At 56.3% G+C, this 26,009-nt stretch carries 24 protein-coding genes; 12 read left to right on the forward strand and 12 right to left on the reverse strand.

Annotated features, from left to right (window positions below):
• Positions 1 to 149 precede the first annotated feature (149 nt).
• Together BB497_00935 and BB497_00940 are read left to right on the forward strand one after the other, a co-directional pair.
• A complete protein-coding gene (locus BB497_00935; GenBank protein ID AVI61369.1) occupies positions 150 to 1,226 on the forward strand; it encodes a taurine dioxygenase in 1,077 nt (358 codons plus the stop codon).
• 43 nt (positions 1,227 to 1,269) lie between these two features.
• On the forward strand, positions 1,270 to 2,127 hold the full coding sequence (locus tag BB497_00940) for a lysophospholipase (GenBank protein AVI61370.1): 858 nt from the start codon (positions 1,270 to 1,272) through the stop codon (positions 2,125 to 2,127).
• Here the strand turns inward: BB497_00940 and BB497_00945 are convergent.
• Positions 2,118 to 2,822: a nucleoside-diphosphate sugar epimerase gene (locus BB497_00945; GenBank protein ID AVI61371.1), complete on the reverse strand. Its 705-nt coding sequence runs from the start codon at positions 2,820 to 2,822 to the stop codon at positions 2,118 to 2,120. The two genes, BB497_00940 and BB497_00945, sit on opposite strands and share 10 nt — an antisense overlap.
• A 169-nt stretch (positions 2,823 to 2,991) precedes the next feature.
• On the opposite strand from BB497_00945, the gene BB497_00950 reads away from it, so the two are divergent.
• The 8 genes from BB497_00950 to BB497_00985 all read left to right on the forward strand — a co-directional run bounded on the left by BB497_00950 (position 2,992) and on the right by BB497_00985 (position 12,324).
• Positions 2,992 to 4,026: an aminoglycoside phosphotransferase gene (locus BB497_00950; protein AVI61372.1), complete on the forward strand. Its 1,035-nt coding sequence runs from the start codon at positions 2,992 to 2,994 to the stop codon at positions 4,024 to 4,026.
• A gap of 25 nt (positions 4,027 to 4,051) precedes the next feature.
• Positions 4,052 to 5,266, forward strand: coding sequence for a hypothetical protein (locus BB497_00955; protein AVI61373.1), 1,215 nt, complete (start codon positions 4,052 to 4,054; stop codon positions 5,264 to 5,266).
• A 7-nt stretch (positions 5,267 to 5,273) separates the two neighbouring features.
• Positions 5,274 to 6,953: an ABC transporter permease gene (locus tag BB497_00960; GenBank protein ID AVI64219.1), complete on the forward strand. Its 1,680-nt coding sequence runs from the start codon at positions 5,274 to 5,276 to the stop codon at positions 6,951 to 6,953.
• A complete protein-coding gene (locus BB497_00965; protein ID AVI61374.1) occupies positions 6,950 to 7,585 on the forward strand; it encodes an ABC transporter ATP-binding protein in 636 nt (211 codons plus the stop codon). The genes BB497_00960 and BB497_00965 overlap by 4 nt, the downstream gene beginning before the upstream one ends.
• Positions 7,586 to 7,625: 40 nt before the next feature.
• Complete coding sequence (locus BB497_00970) at positions 7,626 to 8,279, forward strand: glycosyl transferase (GenBank protein ID AVI61375.1); 654 nt, start codon at positions 7,626 to 7,628, stop codon at positions 8,277 to 8,279.
• Positions 8,269 to 8,901, forward strand: a complete 633-nt coding sequence (locus BB497_00975; GenBank protein AVI61376.1) for a hypothetical protein — start codon at positions 8,269 to 8,271, stop codon at positions 8,899 to 8,901. The genes BB497_00970 and BB497_00975 overlap by 11 nt, the downstream gene beginning before the upstream one ends.
• A 76-nt stretch (positions 8,902 to 8,977) precedes the next feature.
• Positions 8,978 to 11,122 carry a pyridine nucleotide-disulfide oxidoreductase gene (locus BB497_00980; GenBank protein AVI61377.1) on the forward strand — a complete coding sequence of 715 codons (2,145 nt, stop codon included), beginning with the start codon at positions 8,978 to 8,980 and terminating at the stop codon, positions 11,120 to 11,122.
• A complete protein-coding gene (locus BB497_00985; protein AVI61378.1) occupies positions 11,122 to 12,324 on the forward strand; it encodes a pyridine nucleotide-disulfide oxidoreductase in 1,203 nt (400 codons plus the stop codon). The genes BB497_00980 and BB497_00985 overlap by 1 nt, the downstream gene beginning before the upstream one ends.
• 32 nt (positions 12,325 to 12,356) lie before the next feature.
• On the opposite strand, the gene BB497_00990 is transcribed toward BB497_00985, so the two are convergent.
• From BB497_00990 to BB497_01000, 3 genes are read right to left on the reverse strand one after another with little or no spacing between them, the layout of a single operon-like run.
• Positions 12,357 to 12,827, reverse strand: a complete 471-nt coding sequence (locus BB497_00990) for an META domain-containing protein (protein ID AVI61379.1) — start codon at positions 12,825 to 12,827, stop codon at positions 12,357 to 12,359.
• An 8-nt stretch (positions 12,828 to 12,835) separates the two neighbouring features.
• Entirely contained in the window at positions 12,836 to 13,276 is a 441-nt protein-coding gene (locus BB497_00995; protein ID AVI61380.1) for a lactoylglutathione lyase, read from the reverse strand.
• A gap of 18 nt (positions 13,277 to 13,294) precedes the next feature.
• Positions 13,295 to 13,744 carry a metal-binding protein gene (locus BB497_01000; protein ID AVI61381.1) on the reverse strand — a complete coding sequence of 150 codons (450 nt, stop codon included), beginning with the start codon at positions 13,742 to 13,744 and terminating at the stop codon, positions 13,295 to 13,297.
• A gap of 75 nt (positions 13,745 to 13,819) precedes the next feature.
• On the opposite strand from BB497_01000, the gene BB497_01005 reads away from it, so the two are divergent.
• Positions 13,820 to 14,899: a hydrolase gene (locus BB497_01005; protein ID AVI61382.1), complete on the forward strand. Its 1,080-nt coding sequence runs from the start codon at positions 13,820 to 13,822 to the stop codon at positions 14,897 to 14,899.
• Between the two features lie 30 nt (positions 14,900 to 14,929).
• Here BB497_01005 and BB497_01010 read toward each other — a convergent pair whose 3' ends face one another.
• The 6 genes from BB497_01010 to BB497_01035 all read right to left on the reverse strand — a co-directional run bounded on the left by BB497_01010 (position 14,930) and on the right by BB497_01035 (position 21,792).
• Complete coding sequence (locus tag BB497_01010; GenBank protein ID AVI61383.1) at positions 14,930 to 15,658, reverse strand: C-type lysozyme, inhibitor; 729 nt, start codon at positions 15,656 to 15,658, stop codon at positions 14,930 to 14,932.
• 47 nt (positions 15,659 to 15,705) lie between these two features.
• Positions 15,706 to 16,218, reverse strand: coding sequence for a hypothetical protein (locus BB497_01015; protein AVI61384.1), 513 nt, complete (start codon positions 16,216 to 16,218; stop codon positions 15,706 to 15,708).
• Positions 16,219 to 16,309: 91 nt separating this feature from the next.
• Entirely contained in the window at positions 16,310 to 17,380 is a 1,071-nt protein-coding gene (locus BB497_01020; GenBank protein AVI61385.1) for a 3-deoxy-7-phosphoheptulonate synthase, read from the reverse strand.
• 763 nt (positions 17,381 to 18,143) lie between these two features.
• Positions 18,144 to 18,923 carry an NAD(P)H-flavin reductase gene (locus BB497_01025; GenBank protein ID AVI61386.1) on the reverse strand — a complete coding sequence of 260 codons (780 nt, stop codon included), beginning with the start codon at positions 18,921 to 18,923 and terminating at the stop codon, positions 18,144 to 18,146.
• Between the two features lie 42 nt (positions 18,924 to 18,965).
• Entirely contained in the window at positions 18,966 to 20,459 is a 1,494-nt protein-coding gene (locus BB497_01030) for a 3-octaprenyl-4-hydroxybenzoate decarboxylase (GenBank protein AVI61387.1), read from the reverse strand.
• A 73-nt stretch (positions 20,460 to 20,532) separates the two neighbouring features.
• On the reverse strand, positions 20,533 to 21,792 hold the full coding sequence (locus tag BB497_01035) for a transcription termination factor Rho (protein AVI61388.1): 1,260 nt from the start codon (positions 21,790 to 21,792) through the stop codon (positions 20,533 to 20,535).
• A gap of 456 nt (positions 21,793 to 22,248) precedes the next feature.
• Between BB497_01035 and BB497_01040 the strand changes: the two genes are divergently transcribed.
• Entirely contained in the window at positions 22,249 to 23,787 is a 1,539-nt protein-coding gene (locus BB497_01040) for an exopolyphosphatase (protein AVI61389.1), read from the forward strand.
• Here BB497_01040 and BB497_01045 read toward each other — a convergent pair.
• Together BB497_01045 and BB497_01050 are read right to left on the reverse strand one after the other, a co-directional pair.
• Positions 23,765 to 25,054 carry a tRNA lysidine(34) synthetase TilS gene (locus tag BB497_01045; protein ID AVI61390.1) on the reverse strand — a complete coding sequence of 430 codons (1,290 nt, stop codon included), beginning with the start codon at positions 25,052 to 25,054 and terminating at the stop codon, positions 23,765 to 23,767. The two genes, BB497_01040 and BB497_01045, sit on opposite strands and share 23 nt — an antisense overlap.
• Complete coding sequence (locus BB497_01050) at positions 25,035 to 25,991, reverse strand: acetyl-CoA carboxylase carboxyltransferase subunit alpha (GenBank protein ID AVI64220.1); 957 nt, start codon at positions 25,989 to 25,991, stop codon at positions 25,035 to 25,037. Before BB497_01050 ends, BB497_01045 begins: the two co-directional genes overlap by 20 nt.
• Between the last annotated feature and the right edge of the window lie 18 nt (positions 25,992 to 26,009).

The raw sequence follows: 26,009 nt of genomic DNA on the forward strand, positions 1-26,009 counted from the left end.
GTGCCCCGCTTGGCGGAACGCGTCAGGAACAAAACCGCTGACGGCCTGCCCATAGGTATTGGGCCATTAGAGCCTGATGGCCTAAGGGCGAGTCACTACCCTCTATCGAGTGACACTGCCCCGCATTCACCCATGGAGCTCACTCCCATATGACAACATTATCCAATAACGTCAGCAGCACGCTACCTACCATAGCGCCGCTGAACCCTGACCACCTATCGCTGTTTGAGCGAGAAGGGTTGACGGTCAAGCCCCTTGAACCGCTTGGCATTGAAATATACGGCGCCGATGTTCGCACCCGGCTCTCCAAGCCCGTTATTGAAGCTCTGGAAGTTGAAATGGCGCACCGCGGATTTATCGTCTTCAAGCACCAAACAGACCTTTCGGCGGATGAGCTGGTCAATGCCAGCAAATCGTGGGGTGCCGGAGAAATTCACTCGACCCATGGCGTCCACCCCGCCACGCCGGGTATGAACCGGGATATTTTCCGCTGCTCCAACGACAACCGCTACGGAATCCTAGGCGTTGGGCCCCAGTGGCATAACGACGGCAGCTTCGAGGCAGCGACGTTCTCTCACTCAGCCTACTATATGGCACGCGCCCCTGAGCAAGGCGGCGGCACTCACTTTGCCCATCAAGGCGCCGCCTTTGATGCGCTGCCAGAGGAAAAGCAAGCTTTCTGGGAGAGATTGGTGTCTGTTAACTCGGCTTCAGGCGTCAGTCATCCCGTTGTTCACACGCATCCCATTTCAGGACGCAAGAGCGTATGGCTCCACCTAGGCATGACCGGTGCGGTCATCGAACGGTTTCCCGAAAAAGACCTACCCATTGATGAACTGCAACAAGCACCGGCCTCTACCGATCAGCTTCGACTGCTCAACGAAGATGAGATGAAACAGCTTTTCAACGACTACAACGACCTATTAAATGCATCATTTGAGAAGCATTACGGCATACGGTATCACTACGACACCGGTGACCTACTGTACGTTGATAACTGGGCGCTAGCGCACCGGGCGGCGCCAGAGGCGCATATGTCCGCAGAAGAACAAGGACTGCGGATCATGGACCGTGTAACGGTGAAATCTAGACAGAACCTGGCGCCTCATTTTGGGTTGCCGCAGTACATCAATCTGGATGGGCCACACCCTTTTAATCGCGACGGCATTTGGAAAGCCGGTGGCGTAGGGTTTCGCTGGAAAGATGATATTCCCATGCAAAACTAATGCATGTGTTTTACCGTCGATATTTATCCGACGAGCCGAATCTATGGCGAGAATGATGGCGAAAACAGTGCTATCCCTGGCGATAATCTATGCCCTGTTGGTGGCATTGATGTGGGCCTTCCAGGAGCGTTTATTGTACCTGCCTAACGCTGGCCGCGAGCATATTGCCACTCCGTCCGACCGTGGCTTGGTATGGGAAGCGGTGACCCTGACCACTGAGGACAACGTGGCCCTGGATGCCTGGTGGGTACCCGCCCCGAATCCTCGCGCTAGCCTGCTGTTCTTTCACGGTAATGCGGGCAATATTTCCCATCGGCTTGAGAGCATCGCCCAGTTCCAGAGGCTGGGCTTGTCGGTATTGATCATCGATTACCGTGGTTATGGCCGCAGCGAAGGCAGCCCATCAGAGGCAGGCACGGCACTGGATGCTCGCGCCGCTTGGCAATGGCTGCGCGATGAAGGAAACGAGACCGACGAAATAGTGGTATTCGGCCGTTCATTGGGAGCGGCAGTGGCCGCAGAGCTTGCGGCAAGCTTAGAAGAGCACCACGCGGCCCCTGCAGCAGTGATCCTTGAGTCACCGTTTCGCTCGGTGCCCGAACTCGCCCAACAGCTCTATCCATTCCTACCCGCGCGCTGGCTGGCACGTATTGACTACCCAGTGGAAAGCTATGTTACGCAGATATCCGCACTACTACTGGTCATTCACAGCCGCGACGACGAGATTATTCCCTTTGCCCAAGGAGAAGCGGTGTACCAAGCAGCCCAGGAGCCAAAGCAGTTACTGGAGATTCAAGGAGGTCATAACACCGGCTTTCTTGACAGCGAACCGACCTACTCAGAGAGCATCGACGCCTTTCTGCGCGAGGCAGTCGGACTCGCCAGCCTCAATCAAGAGTGAGGCCGCCGTGCCGGTGACGTTAGTGAATGCATGTCAGCATTTGATAGCACAAACATCGGCCGCTTCTGCTCAGTGCTAAACGCCACCTCAATCATGGCAGCTGCAACGCGCTGTGTCGCAATCGGACGTACTGCTTTTGGTAGCAACGGCGCCATCGGCGTCAACAGCTTTTCAGCGATATTTTCTGCAACCCGTCCATCATCCGGCCGCCCCAGCAGCAGCGAGGGCCGTGCAAAAAATACGCTCGGCAACCCCAGCGCTTGGATATCCTGCTCCACGTCGCCTTTAACGCGATTATAAAAACTGGCAGAACGCGCATTGGCACCAACCGCAGTGACTACGCCTAGCTGGCTCACTCCAGCGGACATACATGCACAAGCAAATGCCAGAACCAGACCATGATCAATAGCGCGAAAAGCCGCTTTACTACCCGCCTGTTTTTGCGTTGTACCTAATGCCACAAAAGCTACTGAACCGGCAGGTATTAAGGCCGCAGCCTGCTCTTCCAGTTTGTTAACATCAATCACCCGCAGGCTGATTTTAGCGGCAACGGCATCCGGAAAAGCCTGCGATACATCTAACTCACGACGCGACAGCACGATGACAGTGGCAACCTCATCACGCTGGGTTAACTGGGTGACTAACTGCGTGCCTACAGCCCCTGTTGCACCCAGCACGATAGCCGTCTCAAACATGTTTGCGCCTCCTGGTACGGCGTAATTGGGGATGGGTAAAGATAGCGACGTTTTGGCCACCGCGCCCTTCTGCCACGCCTTAATCACTTTTTTATCATAACCGTGTAAGGTTGGTACAAGAACAGCCACTTAATGGCATTGCTAAACTTATACTGACACGGATGACGCTATGCCCACACCTTTAGAGGTACGTTTGCAGACACTGGAAAATTCACTGCAACAGGCGGGGATCACTTACCAATCACTTTCACCAATGGCGGACACCGGGCTTGCTCACGATCATGTATGGATGCACCGCCATGGCGATGATTGGGTAGCCCGGCTGCCCAAACAGAGCCAGATGGATCTAGCGCCCGCAGATAACCTTGCCTATGAAGCAGCGTGCTACGAGCGCGCCAGCCAAGGTGGCCACGTACCCCGTTTACACGGCACCTTGCCAGTCAGCGACGCACTACCCCGTGGTGGTCTGCTGGTGGATGCCATTGATGGCCGGCTGGCGCAGTTGCCAGAAGATTTACCGTGCATTGCCGACACTCTGGCCAGCCTGCACCAGCTGCCGTTGCCAGCACATCCCGCGCCACTGCTGGCCCCGGCAGACCCCTGGCAGGCTATGTGTGAGGAAGTCAGCCGCCAAGCCGAGTGGCTGGAAAAAGCTGACCTGAGTGGCGCTGTTATTTCACGTGTTCGCGACGAACTGAACGCGCTGCCCGTCACGCTACCTGATGCCGAGCGCTGCCTAATCAGCTTTGACACCCACCCCGGCAACTTCCTGATGACAGCAGAAGGCCGTGCGATCCTTGTGGACTTAGAGAAGTGCCGCTATGGTCTGCCGGGGATTGATCTCGCCCACACCTCGCTTTACACCTCAACCACCTGGGACATTAACAGCCAAGCAGTGCTCACCCTGGACGAAGTCGTCGCCTTTTATCAGCGCTGGCAGGCACGTATGGCCAAATCACCCAGTGCGGAAACTCTAGTGGCATGCCGCCGCGCCACCTGGCTGTGGTCGTTGACCTGGTGCGCCAAGTGGCGCGCCCAGCATTTGCACACTCAGGATACGGCGCATCGCGGCCAGGACTGGTCAGCAGAGCTCACCGATGCCGCCGTCATTGAGCACGTGCGGGACCGGGTCGAGCACTATTTGTCACTGCCCATTATTGAGCGGGTGCATAGTGAACTTAAGCACCTACAAACAGCTCTATAACCCATTGATTTCAAGAGATGTCACTATGAAGCCACGCGCTATCCTAACCACCGCCGTTGCCACTGCCATGCTGTCACTCACCGTGCCCGCCGCCGCCGCACCAGACCCAAGCGACTGGGAGGCGGTCTTAGAAGAAGCCAGCGGCCAGACCGTTTATTGGAATGCCTGGGCAGGCGAAGAGCGTATTAACACGTATATCAGCTGGGTAGCGCGGCAGGTAGAAATGCAGTACGGCATAGAACTTGTCCACGTCAAATTGGGTGACACCTCGGAAGCTGTTTCGCGGGTGCTGGCTGAGAAGCAGGCCGGCAACGATGACCGGGGTAGCGTCGATATGATCTGGATTAATGGCGAGAACTTTGCCGCCATGAAAGCCAATGGCCTACTGTTTGGGCCCTGGGCAGACGCCATGCCCTACTACGCGCTGACCGACCCTGACAACACCCCCGCCGTACGCTACGACTGGACCATTCCGGTCGACGGTTTAGAGTCCCCCTGGAGCAGCTCTCAGGTAGTTTTTTACTACGACACCGCGCTAGTAGAAAACCACCCCAACAACATGTCAGAGCTGCTGGAGTGGACTAAACAGAACCCCGGTGAGTTTACCTATGCCCAAGTGCCTAACTTTCTGGGCAATGCCTTTATTACTCAGGCGCTGCTAGAGCTAAGTGATACCACGGATATCTTTTATGACCCCATGCAAGAAGAGGACTTCGACGCCGCAACAGCACCACTATGGGAATTTCTCGATGAGCTTCACCCTCACCTGTGGCGCTCCGGTCGTGCGTTCCCTTCCAACAGTGCTGATCTGCGCAGCCTGATGGGCGACAGCGAAATCAGCATTGCGCTGTCGTTTAGCACCACCGAAGCCTCGGGCGCTATCGCTAACTACGAACTACCCGACACGGTAAGAAGCTATGTGCATGATAGCGGCATGATTGGCAATATGAGCTTTATGGCCATTCCCTATAACGCCCAGCACAAAGCAGGCGCGATGGTGGTGGCCAACTACCTAATGTCGCCAGAAGCACAGGCGGAGAAACAGGATCCAGAAGTGTGGGGTAGCAACACTGTGCTGGCTATGCACACGCTCTCGCCTGAGGAGCGCGCGCTGTTTGATGATATTGACCTGGGGATCGCTACCCTGCCGCCTAGCGAGCTAGGTGACGTGCTAGGCCAACCGCATCCAAGCTGGGTAGACGCAATAGCTGACGCGTGGCAAGAACGCTACGTGAACTAAGCCGATGCTGCTGCGTCTAGCCCCTTGGGTAATGATAAGCGTGTTAACCCTGCCGCTAGCGACAGGGTTGCTTATGGTGATTCTTCCGGCCTTTGGCTATTTGCCGGTGCTTGGGGGGGATACGTTCCACCTGGAGGCATGGCAAGCCCTATGGGCGCGCGCGGGCCTGCACCGTTCTGTTCTGCTGAGCTACTTTAGTGGACTTATCACTACGCTGGTGTCGCTGCTGATCGTAGTGCTGTTTTTGGCGGCTAGCCAAGGCACTTGGCTTGATCGTGCTATTCGGCGGATGGTCTCACCGCTGCTGGCCATTCCCCATGCCGCCGTGGCGTTTGGGCTCGCCTTTTTGATTGCACCTTCAGGGTTGCTAGTGCGCTGGGTCTCTCCTGGGCTCACTGGGTGGGAACGCCCCCCTGACCTGCTGATCGTCAACGACCCATTAGGCTTGGCGCTGATGGCAGGCCTAATCCTCAAAGAAGTGCCCTTTTTGCTGTTGATGAGCCTGGCGGCGTTGCCACAGCTACGCCCCGAGCTGCGTGTCACTCTGGCGCGTTCGCTGGGCTACGCGCCTAGTATTGCCTGGCTAAAGTGCGTTCTCCCTGCACTTTACCCACTGATTCGCTTGCCGGTATATGCAGTCATTGCCTACGCCACCTCGGTGGTAGATATGGCGTTGATTCTTGGCCCCACCCTACCACCAACGCTGAGCGTTTCGATTCTCACCTGGTTTAACGACCCCGATTTAAGCCGCCGCTTTATGGCCTCTGCCGGTGCCTTGCTGCAGCTCGGCGTTACCCTGGCGGCACTGCTGACCTGGTGGTTAGGCGAACAAGGGGTTAAACGACTTAGCCGGCGCTGGCTGGTTAATGGAGCGCGTAGTTCATGCTCAAGGGTGATTGCATTTGGCGGCCGTGCACTGCTGTTAACCGTCACGCTGTTGGCGATAAGCGCGCTAGGCGGGCTTGCACTTTTTTCAGTGGCGGGTTTTTGGCGCTTTCCAGACGCGCTGCCGGGTTCCTTCACGCTGGATCACTGGCAGCGCATCTTGCCCAGTGTGACGACACCGCTGATGAATACGCTGAGTGTTGGGCTGGCCGCAACGCTCATCGCTGCGGGACTGGTGGTAGCCACATTGGAGCACGCGGCGCGCCACCACCTGCCTGCCAGGCGAGCACTCTGGCTGCTGTACCTACCGCTTATTGTGCCCCAGGTGGCGTTTCTATTTGGCTTAGTGGTGGCTGCTGAAAGTGCTGGTCTTCGTCCTCAGCACGCCTTGGTTGTCGCCGTTCATCTGTTATTTGTGGTGCCGTATCTCTATTTATCGCTGTCAGAAGCCTACCGGCGGCTGGATCCCCGGTGGGTGCAGGTGGCGCTGTCGCTAGGTGTTACCCCCTGGCGAGCTTTCTGGCAAGTGCGCCTGCCTCTGCTGCTGGCGCCGTTACTCACCGCCTGTGCGGTAAGCTTAGCCGTCAGCATCGGGCAGTATTTACCAACGCTGCTGTTGGGCGGTGGGCGTGTTCCTACCATCACCACCGAAGCTGTGGCCATGGCGTCTGGTGGCAACCGCCGGCTGGTGGCGGTATTGGCACTACTTCAAGCGCTGCTGCCCTTTATTGGCTTTAGTCTGGCACTCTTGATTCCCCGCCTTGTATGGGCAAAACGCCGCCAAATGCGAGGAGCTGCATGACCCATAATCTCCAAACGCTGCATATTAAGCAGATGAAAATTACGCTCGCAGACGAAACGCTGCTAGCGATGCACCGCGACATAGCACCAGGGGAAGTGTTAACTGTCATGGGATCTTCCGGCTCGGGTAAATCCACGCTATTGGCCTATCTAGCGGGCTTTTTGTCGCCTGCCTTTCAGGCCCAGGGTGAACTCTATCTTGGCGATAAACGCCTGGACACACTGCCCGCTGAACGGCGCGGCATTGGCCTGCTGTTTCAGGATCCCATGCTATTTCCGCATTTAAGCGTAGCGGGAAATTTGCGCTTTGGCCTGCCACACCGTACCAACGACAAGCGCCAGCAGGTCGCCCAAGCGCTAGAGCAGGTAGGGTTAGCAGGCTTTGAAGCCCGTGACCCTGCTACCCTTTCCGGCGGCCAGCAAGCCAGGGTAGCGCTGATGCGCCTGCTGCTTTCACAGCCCCGCGCCGTGCTGCTGGATGAGCCATTTTCCAAGCTCGACACGGCATTGCGCCAGGAAATGCGCACGCTGGTGTTCGGCCAGTTGCGGGCCGCAGGCCTACCCACGCTGCTGGTCACCCACGATGAAGCCGATGCCAATGCCGCCGGAGGGCCGATCATTGTCCTTGGTTAACCCAGGCGCAGAACCCCCTACGCTTAGCATTGTGATACCGATGCTGAATGAGGCCATGGGAATTGAAACGGCGCTGGCTCTGCTGCAACCGCTACGGGAGACCAGAGTGGAAATCATTGTGGTCGATGGCGGCAGTACCGATCACAGCGTGGCGCTAGCTACCCCGCTAGCGGATACAGTAGTGGTTAGTGACACTGGCCGGGCACGGCAGATGAACCTAGGCGCAGAACGCGCGCACTCACCGGCGCTGCTGTTTTTACATGCCGATACTCAACTTCCCGAAGGGGCTGTTGAACAGATTAGTCAGGCGCTAAGCACGCACTGCTGGGGGCGGTTTGATATTCAGCTTGAAGGCCATAGCCGCTGGCTGCCCGTCGTCAGTACTCTGATGAACCTACGCTCACGGCTGAGCGGTATCGCCACTGGCGACCAGGGCATGTTCCTACGCCGGGAGGCGTTTGACGCAGTGGGCGGCTTTCCCGATCAGCCGCTAATGGAAGATATCGCGTTAAGCAAGCGACTGAAGGCACTTTCTCCCCCCGCCTGCCTTGGCATCAAAGTGGTAAGCTCAGGCAGACGCTGGGATAAGTTCGGCGCCTGGAAAACCATTCGCCTGATGTGGCGGCTGCGTTACCGCTACTGGCGCGGCGTAAGCGCCACTCAATTGGCCAAGGAGTATCGCAATGCCCGTTAAGCCAACCATGCAGCCCCACTTACACCTGCTGGCCAAGGCGCCACTGCCAGGGCAGGCGAAAACGCGCTTAATTCCTTACCTGGGGCCAGAAGGCGCAGCGCAAGCCCATGCCACTATGGTTCGCCACTGCGTTGCTACCGCCTGCCAGGCGTTGGGAGCAGTAAACGTCACGCTATGGACCTCTCTGGAGCATCAACATCCGCTGTTTTTGGAGCTTCAGGCGCACCACGGCATAGCCCTTGCCGCTCAACAACAGGGTGACGTGGGAATGCGCGTTCGTCATGCACTAAATAGCGCACAAGGCCCGGCGATGGTGATGGGCACCGACTGCCCAAGCATTACCGTTGGCATGCTGAAGCAGTGCAGTGAAGCGCTTGAAAGCGCACCCGTGGTGATTTTACCTGCCGAAGATGGCGGCTACGGGTTGATTGGCACTCACAACGACCACCCTAGCCTGTTTGAGGGAATACCCTGGGGAACTGAGCACGTGCTCAAGGTCACCCGCCAACGGCTTGCCGCGCTGCGTTTAAACGCCACCTTTCCCGACACCATGTGGGACATTGACCGACCAGAAGACTGGCAGCGCTGGCAACAAACCCTGAAAAACGCTTCCAAGGTGTAATGAATCCGCGCTGTGCGCCACTAATACTTAACAAATGTTCTGCTTCTAACATCGCAACGCCAAACCGGAGCCTGCCATGAACCGTCAGCGCCTGCTGATTATCACCCTGCTGCTACTGGCCGTGCTCGGCTTTTACCTGAGCGGCGCCCACACGTTTTTCACCTTGGAAACCCTACAAGCCTATCGCAGCGATTTTCAGGCAGCGTTTCAACAGTCGCCTTGGCAGGTTGCGGGGATTTTCTTTGCCGTGTACGTCGTCATGACAGCACTGTCGCTACCGGGTGCGACACTGCTCACTCTGCTGGGTGGGGCGCTCTTTGGCCTCGGTTGGGGACTATTGATTATCTCCTTTGCCAGCACCATCGGCGCCACACTGGCCTTTTTAGTTTCGCGGTTTCTATTTCGCCAACCGATTGAGAAGCGCTTTCCCCGCCAGTTTGAAACGGTCAATCGTGGCGTAGATAAAGACGGTGCTTTCTATCTTTTCACCCTTCGCCTGGTACCGGTGTTTCCGTTTTTTATGATCAACCTGGTGATGGGGCTAACGCGGCTCAAAACCACCACATTCTATTGGGTGAGCCAGCTTGGCATGCTGCCCGGTACGGCGGTTTACGTGAATGCAGGCGGCCAACTGGGCGAGCTGGAAAACCTTAGCGGCATTATTTCCCCTGGATTGCTGGCATCGTTTGCGCTGCTGGCCGTGTTTCCCTGGATAGCGCGTCGTATTGCGCTACTGGTGCAAAAACGCAATGCCTACCGTGGTTATACTCGTCCATCCCGCTTTGATTACGACATCGTAGTGATTGGCGGTGGCTCGGCAGGTCTTGTTACTAGCTACATTGGCAGCGCCGTAAAGGCCAAAGTGGCGTTGGTAGAAAAGCACAAAATGGGCGGCGATTGTTTAAATACCGGCTGTGTGCCCTCTAAGGCGCTGATTCGCGCCGCTCGCGCCGCCCATGAAATCCGCACGGCGCAACGCTTTGGCATTAGCGCCAGCGAGCCAGAGATAAATTTCGCCGACGTGATGGGCCACGTTCATCAATCAATTACCGACATCGAACCCCACGATAGCGTCGAGCGCTACTCAGGACTTGGGGTGACGGTGTATCAAGATCACGCCACCCTAACGTCTCCCTGGGAAATTAAAGTGGGTGAGAAAACCCTGACCGCCCGCCATATCGTGCTGGCCACCGGTGCACGCCCCCGAGTGCCTTCGCTTCCTGGCATTGAGCACGCACCGATTCTCACCTCGGAAAACTTATGGTCGCTCACCGAGCTGCCTAAACGCTTGATCGTACTGGGTGGCGGTGCGATTGGCTGCGAGCTAAGCCAAAGCTTTGCCCGCTTAGGCAGCCACGTAACACTCGTGGAAGGCGCGCAGCAGCTGCTTAGCCGTGAAGACACGGAAGTGGGCGAGCACGTTGCGCGCACGCTTACCCAGGAAGGCGTGACCGTGATGACCAGCGCTAAAGCGCTGGAGGTCTGCCAAGTCGGCCAGGAACACCAGCTTGTAGTGGAGCATAATGGCGAACGGCTCACTGTCGAATTCGACTACCTGCTGGTGAGTGTTGGCCGCCAAGCAAATGTTGAAGGCTTAGGGTTGGAAGCGCTGGGCATTACCACCACAGAAGGCGGCACGCTAGCGCTGAACGAGCGCCTGCAAACCCGCTTGCCCAATATTTGGGCCTGCGGCGACCTAGCCGGCCCTTACCAGCTCACCCACGCCGCCGCGCATCAGGCGTGGCACGCGGCAGTCAACGCGCTGTTTGGCGAGTTGAAAAGCTTTGCAGTGGATTACCGCTTTATGCCTGCCGTCACCTATGTGCAGCCGGAAGTAGCGCGGGTCGGGCTAAACGAAAAAGAGGCCACCGCCAAAGGAGTAGCGTTTGAAGTTACCCGCTACGCCATGAGCGAAAGCGACCGCGCCATTGCCGAAGGGGCCACAGAAGGTTTTATCAAGGTGCTCACCGTGCCCGGTAGAGACAAAATACTCGGTGCTACCATCGTGGCGGAAAACGCCGGGGAGTGGCTGGGTGAATTTACCATTGCGATGAAGCATGGGCTGGGGCTGAACAAACTGCTGGGCACCATTCACCCCTACCCAACGCTGGGTGAAGCCGCCAAGGCCACCGCGGGCGTATGGAAAAACGCCCACAAACCCGAGCGTATTCTCACCCTGCTTGCGCGCTACTTCCGCTGGCGCCGTGGCGAGGAAAAGTGATGCCGCCCATGAAACACCTGGTGCTGATTGGCGCGGGCCATGCCCACGCCTTTGTGCTGGAAGCCTTTGCCCAGCGCCCAGACCCTGCGATAGCAATTACCGTGGTCAGCGATAGCAATCTGGCCGCCTATTCCGGCAGCGTGCCCACCTGGCTGGCTGGGGAATGCACGCTACGCGAAACACAAATTGATGTGGCGGCACTATCGCAACGGGCAGGTGCCCATTTAATCACCTCGCCTGCAGTGGCTATCGATCCCACTAAGCGCCGAGTAACGCTAGCGAATGGCGAGGTGATCCAGTTTGATGTGGCCTCCTTTAACGTGGGCTCCACGTTACGGTTGCCCGAACAGTCATTGCCAGAGCAGAAGTTTTCCAAAACCCATGACGAACTGCGCCCCTACTTATTGGCGATGCGTCCACTAAGCTCACTGCACCACCGCTGGCAAGCGCTAAGAGAGAAGATCGACCAACTCCCTACGGGCACTCACCAGCGGGTGGTGAGCGTAGGCGGCGGCGCGGCAGGCTGTGAAACCTTGATGAGCGTGCTAGCGCAGCTTCGTCAACAGCGCGCCGACATTACCTGGCAAGGCACGCTAGTCAGTGCATCACCAACGCTGCTACCCGGCGCCGGTCGGCTGCCCCGCTGGTTAACAAAGCGGGCGCTGCACCGGGCAGGTATTACACTGCGTCACGGCGTGCGTGGTCAGGCGCTAATAGCAGGTGGCGTGCGCACCTCTGAAGGGGAACTCATTGACGCGGATATCGTGCTATGGGCGACCGGTGCCGTTGGCCAAGCCTGGCTTAAAGACACCGCGCTGCCGCTAGATCAGCATGGGTTTATCCAGGTGAATAAGACCCTTGAAGTAGCGAGCCAGCCGGGGCTGTTCGCCGCTGGCGACTGTGCGGCTTTCAACCCACCACTGCACACTTCTCCACTGCACGTTTCTTCTCTACCTAAGGCCGGCGTGTACGCGGTGCGCATGGGGCCACTGCTCGCCGACAATCTGCGCGCCGCCTGCCACCATGAACCGCTGGCCGCGTGGCAGCCACCTAAACGCGTGCTGGCACTGATTGGCACTGGCGATGGCCACGCGATTGCCAGCCGTGGTGAGATCGGTTTTTCAGGCCGCTGGGTATGGGAATGGAAAAAGCGGATTGATGCGCGCTTTATAGCGCGCTTCAATCCGCCTTTTAAGTCATAAATAATGGCGGCGCTCAGGTTGTGACTAAAGGCTTAATTGGCTTCGCGCCAGCCGCCTAACACGCGACTATCTGGGCCAAAGAACACCAGCCGGTCGTGGTCAATCAGATAGCGATAAGCCGTATCGAGCATATCGGTTACCCGTTTGGCATCTTCCATATTAGGGCAGGCCATGCGGGTGGACGCCAGCTCGCTAAACTCAATCCGCTGACTTTCGCCTAAGCTCACGCTACCGGTAAAGCGGTTACAGCCATCCGAGCCACTTACTTTACCGTCGCGCTCAATGCGGAAAAACGGGGTTTCCTGCATGGAGAGCCGCTCATCGGTGCCTACCAGCAACAAGTTCCAGCGCTGCTCGACAATCGGGCCGGACAATTCAGTGCTTTTCGGGGCATCCACACGCTCTTGCTGAGGGGCGCTGCTGCACGCACTGACCAAAAGCGCCAAGCCCATTCCGAGCACGGCATTACGGGGTAGTCCTTTCACCTTACGGTTACTCCTCATTTTTAACGTTACCAGCTTCCGCTATTTTCCATTGACGCCCATGGCTCCTGGGGCGAGAGCGCATCGCCTTTTTGCAGTAGCTCGACAGAAATACCGTCGGGCGACTTTACAAACGCCATATGTCCATCCCGAGGTGGGCGGTTAATGGTGACACCATTATCTTGAAGCTTTTGGCATAGCGCGTAAATATCGTCAACGCGATAGGCTAAATGACCGAAGTTGCGCCCACCGGCTACCTCTTCTGGATCCCAGTTATAGGTCAGTTCTAGCTCCGGAGCCGTTAAACGTTCTGAGCGTGCCTCATCCTGCGGTGCGGCGAGAAAAACCAGCGTAAAACGGCCTTTTTCGTTCTCTTTACGACGTACTTCTTTCAGCCCCAACAGGTCGCAGTAAAACGTCAGCGACGCGTCCAGGTCAGTTACCCGTACCATAGTGTGCAAAAACTGCATGTCACTCTCCCTTTGTGATTACTGGGTATATTCGCTAAAGATAGCAGGGGGACTGTCGTTACGAGTCCAGCTGAGCACGGCATAATCATCTACACGACCTGTTTCCATCCCCGGCGAACCGTGGGGCATACCCGGTACCGTTAACCCAACAACGTCCGGACGCTCTTCCAGCAGGCGTTTAATATCCGACGCGGGGACATGGCCTTCAATCACGTAGCCATCCACCAGGGCGGTATGGCAGGAGGCCAGTTCAGGAGAAACGCCGTTGGCCATTTTAATGGCACGGACATCGCCATCACGGTGGTGATTAACGTCAAACCCTGCCTCTTCAAGATGAGCCACCCAGTCACTACAGCAGCCGCAGTTAGGGTCACTGTGGACGTCAATAGTAGGCGCTGCCAAAGCACTTAACGAATAGGCAGCCAGAAGACCACCTGACAAGCATTTAATTAGACGATTTCGTGACATTCAACCACCCTCCTCACAGATCTGTATAATAGTACATCGACTACTTTGCGTAGGGGCCACCCCAAGGAGCCATCAGTGGATTCGATTACCCAAGCAGCATTAGGGGCTGCCGTTGGCGGCGCCATTTTAGGCCGCCGGCTGGGCCGTAAAGCCGTGTTGATTGGTGCGCTGCTCGGCACGCTGCCCGACCTAGACGTCGTGCTCGACTACGGCGATGCCGTGGCCAATGTAACGGAGCACAGAGGCTTCACCCACTCACTGTTTGTGCTGACCGGCCTAGGTACTCTATTTGCCCTGCTGGCTACACGCTTTTTTCCAGCAACAGCAGCACGGCCTATTCACTTTCACCATTGGTGGTGGTTTTTCGTGCTTTGTCTGACCACTCACCCGCTGCTTGATTCCTTTACTACTTACGGAACTCAGCTATTTTGGCCGCTAGACGTGCCGCCCGTGGCATGGCCTATCGTGTTTATTATCGACCCTTTTTACACGCTACCGCTGCTTATTGCCTTGCTTATCGGGATTACCACTAAAAAAGTGCGTAATGCCTGCGCCATAGGCCTCGCGCTCTCCAGCGTTTACCTACTGTTAGCGGCGGGTGCGAAGTGGAGCGTTGAACAGCGCCTCGCGCCGGTCCTGGCTGAGCAAGGGCTTCAGCAAGCGCCCATCTTGATCCAGCCCACGCCGTTTAATATTGTGCTGTGGCGCGCCACCATTATCGATGACGACCGCTATTACGAGAGCCTAGTGGGTTTATTCGATCGCCAGCGCTCCTTAACGCTTGAGCCGCTTAGGCGCAATGTAGCCCTTGAGGAGTATGCACTGGCGGGGCCGCGTGGCCAGCGATTGGCGTGGTTTACCGGTCCTTTTTTGCGCTATGAAACACGCCTTATAGATGGCCAGGAAACGTTGATTGCCACGGATATCCGCCTCGGCTTTCCAGGTTTCCACCCGTTCAGCTTTACGCTGGCAACGCGGGATGGGGACACATGGAGACCGGTAGAAACGAGCGAGCAGCTCGAAACCTCACGGGACCTCCGCCTGGAAACGCTCTCTAGACTCGCCTCCAGAGCGGCAGGTGATGTTACCGCGCTTTGCGCTAGCGACTTTATTGAGCCCCAGTGGCGTGCAGAACCGTTCCTTTACCACTGTTAAAACGCTAGCGCTATTATGATAAGCCGCTGATTACGGGGCGATGCCTTGACCACAGCCGTTGTACTGCTCGCCGTCTATCGTCAAGGTGACGCGGGCAGGATAAGGCTGACCTTTCATGTCATCAAAACATGCGCCGGCTTCGATACGGACACGGAAAAAGTGCTCGGCGTTGGCGTTTTCAATAACGACACGGCCCGCTTCGTTATCCATCACGCTCACCATATAAGGCAGGGTTTGCGTTTCAGTGCCGTAGGCGGTCGTCCACGTCATCACAGGGGCGTCGTGCGCTAGCTCAATCGACCAGCCCGGCTCGTTGCCACGCCCTAGGAACATCACGCCGGGATGATTGGCGCGGGTTGATGCTTCTCGCACGAGTCCTTGCTGACACTGAAGCTGGCCACGCGGCGTTTCTACCTGGGCTTGGTCACCCCGGTTCCAGAAGCTGATTTCGCCGTCCTGATAGCGTGCACCGCTGGCAACCACGGCTTCAGGTAACCGCCAAGCACCGTGCAGCGACCAGAGGCGCAGATTATCGTCGTTTACCGCAGTGACTAGATTCTGGTTCGCTGGTTGACACTCCCAAGCATCAAATCTCTCGGCGCTACCAGGGAACAGAGCAGCAGGAAGCAAAGGCGCACTGCTGTTTACCGTCATATTGGCAGACTCACTCGGCGCCGTTGTAGACGTGGCACAGCCAGCGATAGCCAGTGTTGTGGTCACCATTGCCATGGCGACGAACGATTTTTTTGCGTGGATCATGACTCAATGCTCCCTGTTGGATAACTCTAACGGCATTAAATACAGCTCTAGCGGCGTTTAAAAGCACTCAAATCCTGTGGGTCAAAGCGATTAACCTGCTCTGGCAGCCCTAGTTCTTCGCGCTTTAATTTTATCTGCATTTTTTCAGCAAGGCGCTCAGCATCATCGTCAGTGGTACGGCCATTGAGCTCAGCCAACTGGGTCATTCCCTGGTGGTAGAACGTCACGATATCCAGCGCTACGCGATTGTTCTCTTCCACACCTCGGCGTAGAGGCTGTAAGTAGCCGCTAATATGCGAAAGGTGATGTTTGAGCTGCCAGACGTAACGCATTTCAGTCATCCAGGGCCGATCACGCAGCACAGCGAACATCGCGCTAGTGGCCAGCAACCCAAGCAGCACGCCCAGGGCGTTCATCCAGAAGCTGCCGCCAAAGGTGGCGGCTAATAGCATTGAAAACAGCAGCCCAAAAACCACTAGCTGCCCTGCCATCACGATACTGATCATGCGCGCTTTGCGACGGTAAGCATCTGGACTATGTTGTTCAAGCGTAAAAGCCATGGCCAACCTCATTATCAATAGAAGGCTCTTATGATACGGGGCTGACCCAGCCAGACAAGAGGTTATCTAGCAATGCATAGAGATTGCTGGTTTAGCCCATTCGCTCGGCGGCCGTTTTAAGCAGCCGCTCCGTTGCTTCCCAGCTAACGCAGGCGTCAGTCACCGACACCCCGTAGCGCATACTGCTGGGTTTAAGCGCTTGCTTACCTTCAAACAGGTAGCTTTCAAGCATCAACGCTACTAGGTTAGCATCGCCTGCTTTACGCTGAGCAAGCACGTCCAGCATAACCTCGCTTTGGCGGCGATGATCTTTACGCGCATTGGCGTGACTGCAGTCCACCATCAAACGTGGGTTTTGACCTGCTTTGTGTAAGGCATTTACCGATGAGCGCACATGGTGGGCCTGGTAATTGGGCTCGCCGTGACCGCCCCGCAGTACCAGGTGGGTATGAGGGTTACCAGCACTTTCCTGCATGACTGGCCGACCTTCACTGTCGATGGCAAAACGCTGATGAGAATGCGCTGCTGCTTGCATAGCATCAATGGCTACCTGCACATCGCCACTGGTGGCATTTTTGAACCCCACGGCAGCGCTTAAATCGCTGGCCAGCTCCCGGTGCAGCTGGGACTCTGTGGTGCGCGCGCCAATCGCTACCCAGCTCAGCAGGTCATCCAGGTAGGGCGCCAGCATTGGCTGCAAAAGCTCGGTGGCCACCGGCAGGCCTCGCGCTGCTACTGCGTGCATGAGCTCACGGGAGAGTGCAATCCCGCGGGGCATATCGCCGCTACCGTCTAGATCTGGGTCGTAGGCGAGGCCTTTCCACCCGACGGTGGTGCGGGGCTTTTCGACATATACACGCATGACCGGCAGAATTTGCTCGCTGATTTCATCGCTCAGCGCCGCTAGCCTATCGGCGTACTCAAGGGCCGCGTCCGGGTCATGAATCGAGCATGGACCTACAACGAACAGTAGCCGATTGTCTTGGCCATTGAGAACGCGCTGGACTGCGTGGCGCTGCTGGGTAATTTGCTCGCTCAACGGCGCACTAATGCCGATACGTCGGCGAAGCTCTACAGGCAGCGGCAACGGCTGAGTCGTACCCGTAGGGCCATTAGTTAATGACGATAGCGGTGACTTTGCAGGACTGGCATGGGCATTCATTATTTATCTCTCCGAAAGCGTGTGACATCGCGTATAACTTCGCGTATGACTTCGCGTATGACTTCGCGTGACTAACTGGCCACCCAAGCAGGCACGGTCGGAGGTGGCAGCTTGCACCGACCGCGCGCCGCTAAATCGCCAGCCATAGCCATAACCGATATAGCGGGGGGCAATGGAAGAGGCGATAGCGTGTACGCGGTAAGACATGGTGCAGCTCCTTGATGAATGTTCTATGGACGGTGTTGATAGGCTTAAAACAAAAGAAGCCTCGGTTGGGCTACCAACCGAGGCTTCTTTGCATGCGGCAGGCAACCGAGGTGGTGTGCCTGTTAGCGCGACCTTATCGGTCGGCCAGGGGCACACCGTGGCTAAACCAATACGCAGCATAAACAAACGCAAACGCACTTAAACACTCAGATATCCACGCGCTAACCGCCGTTTCCGGCTTGGCGTTGGGGCGCTGTGTAGTGAGTGCAATGTGCATAACATTATCCAATGTTTAATAAATTCGCCGAAGACGTTGGGTCTATTGGCTTAATCCTGCCTGCATACGGGCAAAATGGCAACTATCAGCCACTAAATGCTTGTATCCAACCAATCGTTGCAGGCAGCGCGCTCATGCTTACCAGCACCACAAGGCCCAGGACAATGGCAAGCAAACCAGATTCATCTTTAAAGTTGTCGTCATGATCGGCCATAAAGCCTCCTTGTTATCGGGATAGGGAGTTAGCGAGACAGAGATAGCATGCGTTGGTCGGCCATTTTATTGAGGACGCGGTGCGTAGGCAAATACATCCGAAAACATACGCTCAATACCAACACCTTGGCGTTCAAGGATAGCAACACAGGCATACACCATTCCCGGCGAGCCAGAGAGGTAAATGTCGCAATCGCTGGGCCGAACAGGAGCTTTTTCAGTGGCTTTCATCAACGCCTTTTCCAACACCAGATCAACCCGCCCCTGGTAATGGGAGATACGCTCACCCGGCGCTAATGGTTCAGTCAGCGGAAACTCAGTCACTGCTTGAAAAGAGACATTGGCGTGCTGCTGTGCCCACTGGGTAGCTAGGTTTTCAGCATAAAGATCGCGGTGTTCACGCGCAGCCCACCAGAGCGAGATAGGCCGTTCTGGTTGGCTTTGCAGGGAAGCTTCCATGATCGCTTTCATTTGAGCGAAACCGGTTCCTGCAGCAATCAGCAACAATGGGCGCTCACTTTCAGTATCCAGTACACACTCGCCGCTGGGCAGACGCACCGTTAACTGATTGGCCACTTGCAGCAGATCACGCAGGCGCGCTGAATTATCGCGCTCTGGCCAGTGCTGAATATGCAGCTCGATGGTGCCGTCTCGACGGTCGGCGCTGGCAATGGAAAATGGCACCCAGGTTTCGTCGTCTAGTTTGAGCTCTAGATATTGTCCTGGTGCATGCTGCATGGCTTCAGCGCGCCCTTCGACGGTCACCCCAAATACGTCAGGATTTAAATCCTCAACAGCGGTGACTTGGCAGGTTAGCGTTTTACACGTTAACGTCGTTGCGCTCATTAAAGCCTCTTTGTGAAAAGTCGTTTGAACCGCACCGTCAGGTTAACTGTGGCGAGGCGCGGGTAACGGAATATCGATGCCCAACTCATCCCAACGCTCATCGACTCGCGTCTTCACCGCGTCATCCATCACAATCGGCGTGCCCCACTCGCGGTCGGTTTCGCCGGGCCATTTATTGGTCGCATCCAGCCCCATTTTGGACCCTAGCCCAGAAACAGGCGACGCAAAATCGAGATAGTCGATGGGGGTATTTTCCACCATGACCGTATCCCGCGCCGGGTCCATCCGGGTGGTGATCGCCCACATGACATCTTCCCAATTGCGCGCATCCACGTCGTCGTCCAGCACAATGACAAACTTAGTGTACATAAACTGGCGTAAGAAGCTCCATACACCCATCATCACGCGCTTGGCGTGACCGGGATACTGCTTTTTCATCGTCACTACGGCCATGCGGTAGGAGCAGCCTTCTGGCGGCAGGTAGAAATCGACAATTTCAGGAAACTGCTTAGCCAAAATCGGCACAAACACTTCGTTAAGCGCGACGCCTAAAATGGCGGGCTCGTCGGGTGGGCGGCCTGTATAGGTGGAGTGATAAATGGCGTCGCGGCGCATGGTCATCCGCGTCACGGTGAACACCGGGAAGTGGTCAACCTCGTTGTAATAACCGGTATGGTCACCAAACGGCCCTTCTGGTGCCATATCATCCGGGTAAATAAAGCCTTCAAGAATAATCTCAGCGGAGGCGGGCACTTCAAGATCAGCGTGGCCACACTTAACAAGCTCAGTGCGAGAACCGCGCAGTAGCCCGGCAAAGGCATATTCAGAGAGCGAATCGGGCACGGGGGTCACTGCACCCAAAATCGTGGCCGGGTCAGCGCCTAGCGCGACAGCGACCGGAAACGGCTCACCCGGATGGGCTTTTTGAAACTCAAGGAAATCCAGCGCGCCGCCGCGATGGGAAAGCCAGCGCATAATCAGACGGTTTTTGGCGATTTTCTGCTGGCGGTAAATACCCAGATTTTGACGCTTTTTGTGGGGGCCTTTGGTAATCACCAGGGGCCACGTCACTAAGGGAGCTGCATCGCCAGGCCAGCAGTGTTGGATGGGCAATCGGCCTAGATCAACCTCATCGCCTTCATAAACGACATCCTGCACCGGCGCGCGCTTGACACTTTTTGGCCCCATGCTAAGCACTTGCTTGAAGATCGGCAGCTTGTCCCAGGCGTCTTTTAGACCTTTGGGCGGATCTGGCTCTTTTAAGAACGCCAGTAGCTTACCTACTTCACGCAGCGCCTCTACTGAATCCTGCCCCATGCCCAGAGCTACCCGCTTGGGTGTACCAAACAGATTGCCCAACAGCGGCATGTCGTGTCCCTTCACATTCTCAAACAATAATGCAGGGCCACCGGCACGCAGCGTGCGGTCGCAGATTTCAGTGATTTCCAGGTAAGGATCAACTTCAGCTTTAATTCGCTTGAGTTCACCCTGTGCTTCTAGGGCCGCAATAAAATCGCGCAAGTCGTGGTACTTCAAGGCTCTCTCCTCAAGGCACTTCACCCCGGCTGTCAGGCGTTGCTATCGCTAGTGCTTAGCCGTAATGCAGCGCCTAGCGGCGCTTCATTGCTTCAAAGAATTCCAAGTTCGTCTTGGTATCTTTCAGACGATCAATCAGGAATTCGGTGGCAGCCGTATCTTCCATCGGGTTGAGCAGCTTGCGCAGAATCCACATACGCTGCATTTCATCTTCAGAGGCCAGCAGGTCTTCACGGCGGGTACCGCTGCGACGAATATTGATCGCCGGGAAGACACGCTTCTCAGCTAGCTTGCGGTCAAGGTGCGCTTCCATGTTGCCGGTACCCTTGAACTCCTCGAAGATGACCTCGTCCATTTTCGAACCGGTATCTACTAGCGCAGTGGCAATAATCGTCAGGCTGCCGCCCTCTTCGATATTACGCGCAGCACCGAAGAAACGCTTTGGCTTCTCAAGCGCGTGGGCATCTACACCACCGGTCAGTACTTTGCCGGAGCTCGGTACCACGGTGTTGTATGCACGGGCCAAACGGGTGATGGAATCAAGCAGAATCACCACGTCCTTTTTGTGCTCAACCAGACGCTTAGCCTTTTCGATGACCATTTCGGCAACCTGCACGTGGCGGGCCGGTGGCTCATCAAACGTAGAGGCAACGACTTCACCGCGCACGGTGCGCGACATCTCGGTTACTTCCTCAGGGCGCTCATCGATCAGCAGAACGATCAGATGACACTCAGGGTTGTTACGCGTAATCGATGTCGCGATGTTCTGCAGCATCAGTGTCTTACCCGCTTTCGGCGGCGACACCAGCAGGCCACGTTGGCCTTTGCCGATCGGCGCGGTCAGATCAATGATCCGAGCGGTCAGGTCTTCAGTAGACCCGTTGCCGATCTCCATGCGCATCCGGTCATCCGGAAACAGCGGCGTTAAGTTCTCAAAGAGAATCTTATGCTTGGCGTTTTCGGGACGGTCAAAGTTGATCTGACTAACTTTGAGCAGCGCAAAGTAGCGCTCACCCTCTTTCGGCGGGCGGATTTTGCCGGAAATGGAGTCGCCTTTACGCAGATTGAAACGACGAATCTGTGACGGCGATACGTAGATATCGTCCGGTCCGGCGAGGTAGGAGCTGTCGGCGCTGCGCAGGAAGCCAAAGCCATCCTGGAGAATTTCCAGCACACCATCGCCATAAATATCCTCACCGCTTTTGGCGTGCTTCTTGAGGATAGCGAAAATGATGTCCTGCTTGCGCGAACGGGCTAAGTTGTCGATACCCATCTCGCGGGCGATATCGAGCAGCTCGGGAACGGATTTTTGCTTGAGTTCAGTGAGATTCATCGGTGTGTTAGAAAGTTGCTCATGAAAGCTGGACGCTAGGCGCCGGGAATAAGACAGGAGGCGTGGTCATTCCGCCGAGTGATGCGTTCAGAACCCATCTAGGCACACTCTCGAATACTGAAGGCTGGGCAGTCTTGAATCAGATACCAAATTAAGAAGTGACGGCATCAATGACTGCTTAGCGAGAGGGTGCTAATAAACTAGTTAATCTGATCGGCACAGAAAAATGCTGTTTCAGCGGGTTATCTGACGACTTGGACATCTGGCTGATGCCATCTGGATACGTACTGCTCGGGATAACCGAGTCACTACGCTTGTTAAATAGACGAACAAGCCAACTCGGATCAAGCCAGTAGCTCGATGGTAGTCAAGGGCTGCGATAAACGCAAGCCTTTGACAATTGACAATAGTCAGAGGGCGCCGCAACCTTGGCATAGCCAACAGGAAGGATAGCTCATGCCCAAGGACATTTCACTCCCTACCACCGCAGTAAAGGAAGACGTTGACTATGGTGATCCGCAGCGCTTAGCTGCCATCGACCTAGGTTCAAATAGCTTCCATTTACTGGTGGCTAACTACCAAAACGAGCGCCTACAGGTGGTCGCTCGTCTGGGAGAAAAAGTGCAGTTAGCCGCCGGGCTAGATGACCAGGGCTACCTAAGCGAAGCCGCTATGCAGCGAGCATTAGACTGCCTAGGCCGATTTGCGCCCTTTCTAAAAGATATTGAAGACGCCCACCTGCGCATTGTGGGCACTAATGCATTGCGCGATGCCAATAACAGCCAAGCCTTTATTGAGCGCGCCGAAGCCCAGCTCGGTCATGCCATTGAAATTATTGCCGGCCGAGAAGAAGCCCGTTTGATTTACTTGGGGGCTGCCCACGCTTTAGCAGAAAATGGCCGACGTTTGATTGTTGATATTGGCGGCGGGTCTACCGAATTTATCATTGGCGAGTCCTTTGAGCCCAAAGCGCTGGAAAGCCTGCGGATGGGCTGCGTTACCTTTAGCCGCCGTTTCTTCCCCGATGATGAGCTAAGTGAAAAGCGCATGCGCCGCGCTGAGCTGGCGGCGTTTTCTGAATTAGCCAACATTCAACGTCCTTACCAGCGCCTTGGCTGGGACGACCCCGTAGGTTCAAGCGGAACGATTAAAGCCGCTGCAAGCGTGCTATACGCCTACGGCGACACGCCTCAAGAGGGCGTTATCACCCGTAGTGGCTTGAAAAAGCTCCGTGAACGTCTGCTGAAGTGCAAACATTTGGATAAAGTTGAACTAGACGGCCTAAAACCCGACCGGGCAAAAGTTTTTCCGGCAGGTATCGCCATTTTGAGCGCTATCTTTGAAGCCTTTAACCTTTCCCAAATGCGCTTTGCCGATGGCGCCCTGCGGGAAGGCGTGCTGTACGACATGGCTGGACGCAACAGCGCAGAGGATACCCGCTCCAAGAGCGTGGATGCGCTAAAACGGATTTACGATGCTGATTCCCGACAAGCGGAAAACGTCGCCGATACCGCCGCTCGCTTGTTTCATAAAGTAAAAAAGGCATGGGGACTAACCAAAACACAGGGCCACTACCTCATATGGGCCAGCCATGTGCATGAAATTGGCTTAGCCATCTCGCATAGCCAGTTCCATCGTCACGGTGCTTACTTGCTAGAGCACTCCGACTTGGCAGGTTTTTCACGCCCGGAGCAGCGTTTATTGGCGTTTTTAGTACGCGCCCACCGACGCAAATTCCCGCTCAAAGAGTGGCAGGCACTGCCCATTTCACATCAGGAAGGGTGTGCAAAACTGGCCCGCTTGCTGCGCCTTGCCGTACTGATCAACCACTCGCGGCCCGAGAGCGCCCCCCCTTTACCGGAAATTAGCGTGGAAGACTCAATACTGACAGTGACACTGCCTAGTAGCGATGAGCCCACCCTACTCAGCACCGACATGGAGCAAGAGCAGGCGTTTATGGTCGCGGCTGGATTTACGTTTGCCGTTCGTCAGTAACAGTAAAAATAGTCTCTTTCGCCTGCCATAGCACCTGGGCAGGCGGTTGAATGACGCCAACGCACCTCTCCCCCTCTAGCACCACTATTAAGCGCTTGCGTTCCCAAGGCGGCAGCCCGCTCTCTTGCAGCAGCCGCTTTAAATCCCGGCGACCGCGGCCTGGAAGATCAATAACCTCGCCCCCCTGACGCCAGCGCAGCGTCATCGAACGCGAGGATGGCATTGAAACCATCAGTTTGCCCAGCGGAGTGGAAAGTCCTGCCTGACCATCCCAAGCCGTTTCCCAGTCAGGCAGCGGTGGCAAAGCGGCCATAAGATAGAGCCGCTGACGCCATACCCGCGCCTCAACGCCCAGCCATACCACCTTCACCTGTGCATCGGTGGAGACGGCCAGCTGCGCCAACAGGCTGTCTAAGCGTTTCTGGGGCGGAGTAGGTAAGCCTAACTGTTGGCAGAAGGTACGCACCAGCAAGCGCTGGCGGGGGAGACTACGCTGGCCTAGCGCGGTGGTGTCAAGGCAACCCTCTCCCACCGCAAGGCTTGCCAATTCGCTCGCCGCATACTCGACCAGTAGCTGGTCAGCTTCCCCAGCGTGCTGGGCACTTTTTGCAAGCGAGCTTGCGGCGCCTGGCCAGCGCGTTTGAAGCTGCGGCATCACTTGGTGACGCAGGCGATTACGGTCAAACGCCACATCCGCGTTGGTGGGGTCTTCATGCCACTCCAGCGCCAGCTTCTTGGCGGTTTCCGCTAGCGTGCGCCGGCTAATACTCAACCAGGGGCGCAGTAGGGTTAATCCTTCCCACACACGCCGGTAGGGCATGCCCGCCAAGCCCCGGATACCGCTGCCCCGCAGCGCTGCCAGTAGCAAGGTTTCCGCCTGGTCATCCTGATGCTGGGCCAACCAGAGCGTATCGCCGTGGGGGATCGACTGCTTGAAGGCGCTATAACGCGCATGCCGTGCAGCGCCCTCAATGCCCTCTCCGTGGCTGTCCACCACCACATGAACCACGGTCAGCGGCACACCTAGGCCATCACACAGTAACCGACAGTGCGCCTCGAAGGCGCTGGCCGCTGATTGCAGCCCATGGTTGATGTGGATAGCGCGCAGCGGGCGACTCGCATCTCGGCAAACGTGAGCAGCAAGCGTCAGCAGCAGCGACGAGTCCAGCCCGCCGGAAAGGGCTACCCAAATAGTACGCCCTGGCGGGGTCTCCGCCAGGGCGTCATTTAGCAAGCGGAGCAGCGGCTTAGGCAGCTGGGGCGCCATAGCTCATCAGGCGCTTGTAGCGGCGATCAAGCAGCGCATCGGTATCTAGGCGTTGTAGGCGATCAAGACTACCTGCCAAGGCTTCTTTAACACGCTCGGCGGTGGTCAGCGGGTGGCGATGAGCGCCGCCCAGCGGCTCTTTGATCAGCTCGTCGACAAACCCTAACTCTTTCAGACGTTCGGCGGTAATCCCCATGGCCTGAGCGGCATCGGAGGCTTTTTCCGCGCTCTTCCACAGGATAGAAGCACAGCCTTCTGGTGAAATTACCGAGTAGGTAGAGTACTGCAACATATGCAGCTCATCACACACACCTATCGCCAGTGCGCCACCAGACCCCCCCTCACCAACAACAGTGGAAATAATGGGGGTTTTCAGACGCGACATCACGGCCAGGTTATACGCAATGGCTTCTGACTGACCACGCTCCTCAGCATCGATACCCGGGTAAGCGCCAGGCGTATCGATAAACGTCAGAATCGGCATTTTAAAGCGCTCGGCCATTTCCATTAAACGGCAGGCTTTACGATAACCTTCTGGGCGCGGCATGCCGAAGTTGCGGCGCACCTTCTCTTTTACATCACGGCCTTTTTGATGGCCGATGACCATTACCGGCGCATCATTCAAGCGCGCAATACCACCGACCAGTGCCGCGTCGTCAGCAAAATTTCGGTCGCCGTGAAGCTCATCAAAATCGGTAAAAATATGCTCAAGATAATCCAGCGTGTAAGGGCGCTGAGGGTGGCGAGATATCTGGGAAACCTGCCAGGACGTTAAATCCTTGAAGATCGATTCGGTTAACTTGCGACTTTTCTCTTCCAGCCGAGCAATCTCATCGGAGAGATTCACCTGGCTATCAGAGCTGACCAAACGCAGCTCTTCAATTTTTGCCTGGAGTTCGGCAATGGGCTGTTCAAAATCGAGGTAATTAGGATTCATCGGCTCTGCCTGATCAAA

This window comes from Halomonas sp. GFAJ-1, assembly GCA_002966495.1.
Taxonomy (GTDB): Bacteria; Pseudomonadota; Gammaproteobacteria; order Pseudomonadales; family Halomonadaceae; genus Vreelandella.

Bases quoted from the DNA above. Each gene is read 5' to 3' on its own strand.
- BB497_00935 (AVI61369.1), top strand. From the start codon at position 150: ATGACAACATTATCCAATAACGTCAGCAGCACGCTACCTACCATAGCG.
- BB497_00940 (AVI61370.1), top strand. From the start codon at position 1,270: ATGGCGAGAATGATGGCGAAAACAGTGCTATCCCTGGCGATAATCTAT.
- BB497_00945 (AVI61371.1), bottom strand. From the start codon at position 2,822: ATGTTTGAGACGGCTATCGTGCTGGGTGCAACAGGGGCTGTAGGCACG.
- BB497_00950 (AVI61372.1), top strand. From the start codon at position 2,992: ATGCCCACACCTTTAGAGGTACGTTTGCAGACACTGGAAAATTCACTG.
- BB497_00955 (AVI61373.1), top strand. From the start codon at position 4,052: ATGAAGCCACGCGCTATCCTAACCACCGCCGTTGCCACTGCCATGCTG.
- BB497_00965 (AVI61374.1), top strand. From the start codon at position 6,950: ATGACCCATAATCTCCAAACGCTGCATATTAAGCAGATGAAAATTACG.
- BB497_00970 (AVI61375.1), top strand. From the start codon at position 7,626: ATGCTGAATGAGGCCATGGGAATTGAAACGGCGCTGGCTCTGCTGCAA.
- BB497_00975 (AVI61376.1), top strand. From the start codon at position 8,269: ATGCCCGTTAAGCCAACCATGCAGCCCCACTTACACCTGCTGGCCAAG.
- BB497_00980 (AVI61377.1), top strand. From the start codon at position 8,978: ATGAACCGTCAGCGCCTGCTGATTATCACCCTGCTGCTACTGGCCGTG.
- BB497_00985 (AVI61378.1), top strand. From the start codon at position 11,122: ATGCCGCCCATGAAACACCTGGTGCTGATTGGCGCGGGCCATGCCCAC.
- BB497_00990 (AVI61379.1), bottom strand. From the start codon at position 12,827: ATGAGGAGTAACCGTAAGGTGAAAGGACTACCCCGTAATGCCGTGCTC.
- BB497_00995 (AVI61380.1), bottom strand. From the start codon at position 13,276: ATGCAGTTTTTGCACACTATGGTACGGGTAACTGACCTGGACGCGTCG.
- BB497_01000 (AVI61381.1), bottom strand. From the start codon at position 13,744: ATGTCACGAAATCGTCTAATTAAATGCTTGTCAGGTGGTCTTCTGGCT.
- BB497_01010 (AVI61383.1), bottom strand. From the start codon at position 15,658: ATGATCCACGCAAAAAAATCGTTCGTCGCCATGGCAATGGTGACCACA.
- BB497_01015 (AVI61384.1), bottom strand. From the start codon at position 16,218: ATGGCTTTTACGCTTGAACAACATAGTCCAGATGCTTACCGTCGCAAA.
- BB497_01020 (AVI61385.1), bottom strand. From the start codon at position 17,380: ATGAATGCCCATGCCAGTCCTGCAAAGTCACCGCTATCGTCATTAACT.
- BB497_01025 (AVI61386.1), bottom strand. From the start codon at position 18,923: ATGAGCGCAACGACGTTAACGTGTAAAACGCTAACCTGCCAAGTCACC.
- BB497_01035 (AVI61388.1), bottom strand. From the start codon at position 21,792: ATGAATCTCACTGAACTCAAGCAAAAATCCGTTCCCGAGCTGCTCGAT.
- BB497_01040 (AVI61389.1), top strand. From the start codon at position 22,249: ATGCCCAAGGACATTTCACTCCCTACCACCGCAGTAAAGGAAGACGTT.
- BB497_01045 (AVI61390.1), bottom strand. From the start codon at position 25,054: ATGGCGCCCCAGCTGCCTAAGCCGCTGCTCCGCTTGCTAAATGACGCC.
- BB497_01050 (AVI64220.1), bottom strand. From the start codon at position 25,991: ATGAATCCTAATTACCTCGATTTTGAACAGCCCATTGCCGAACTCCAG.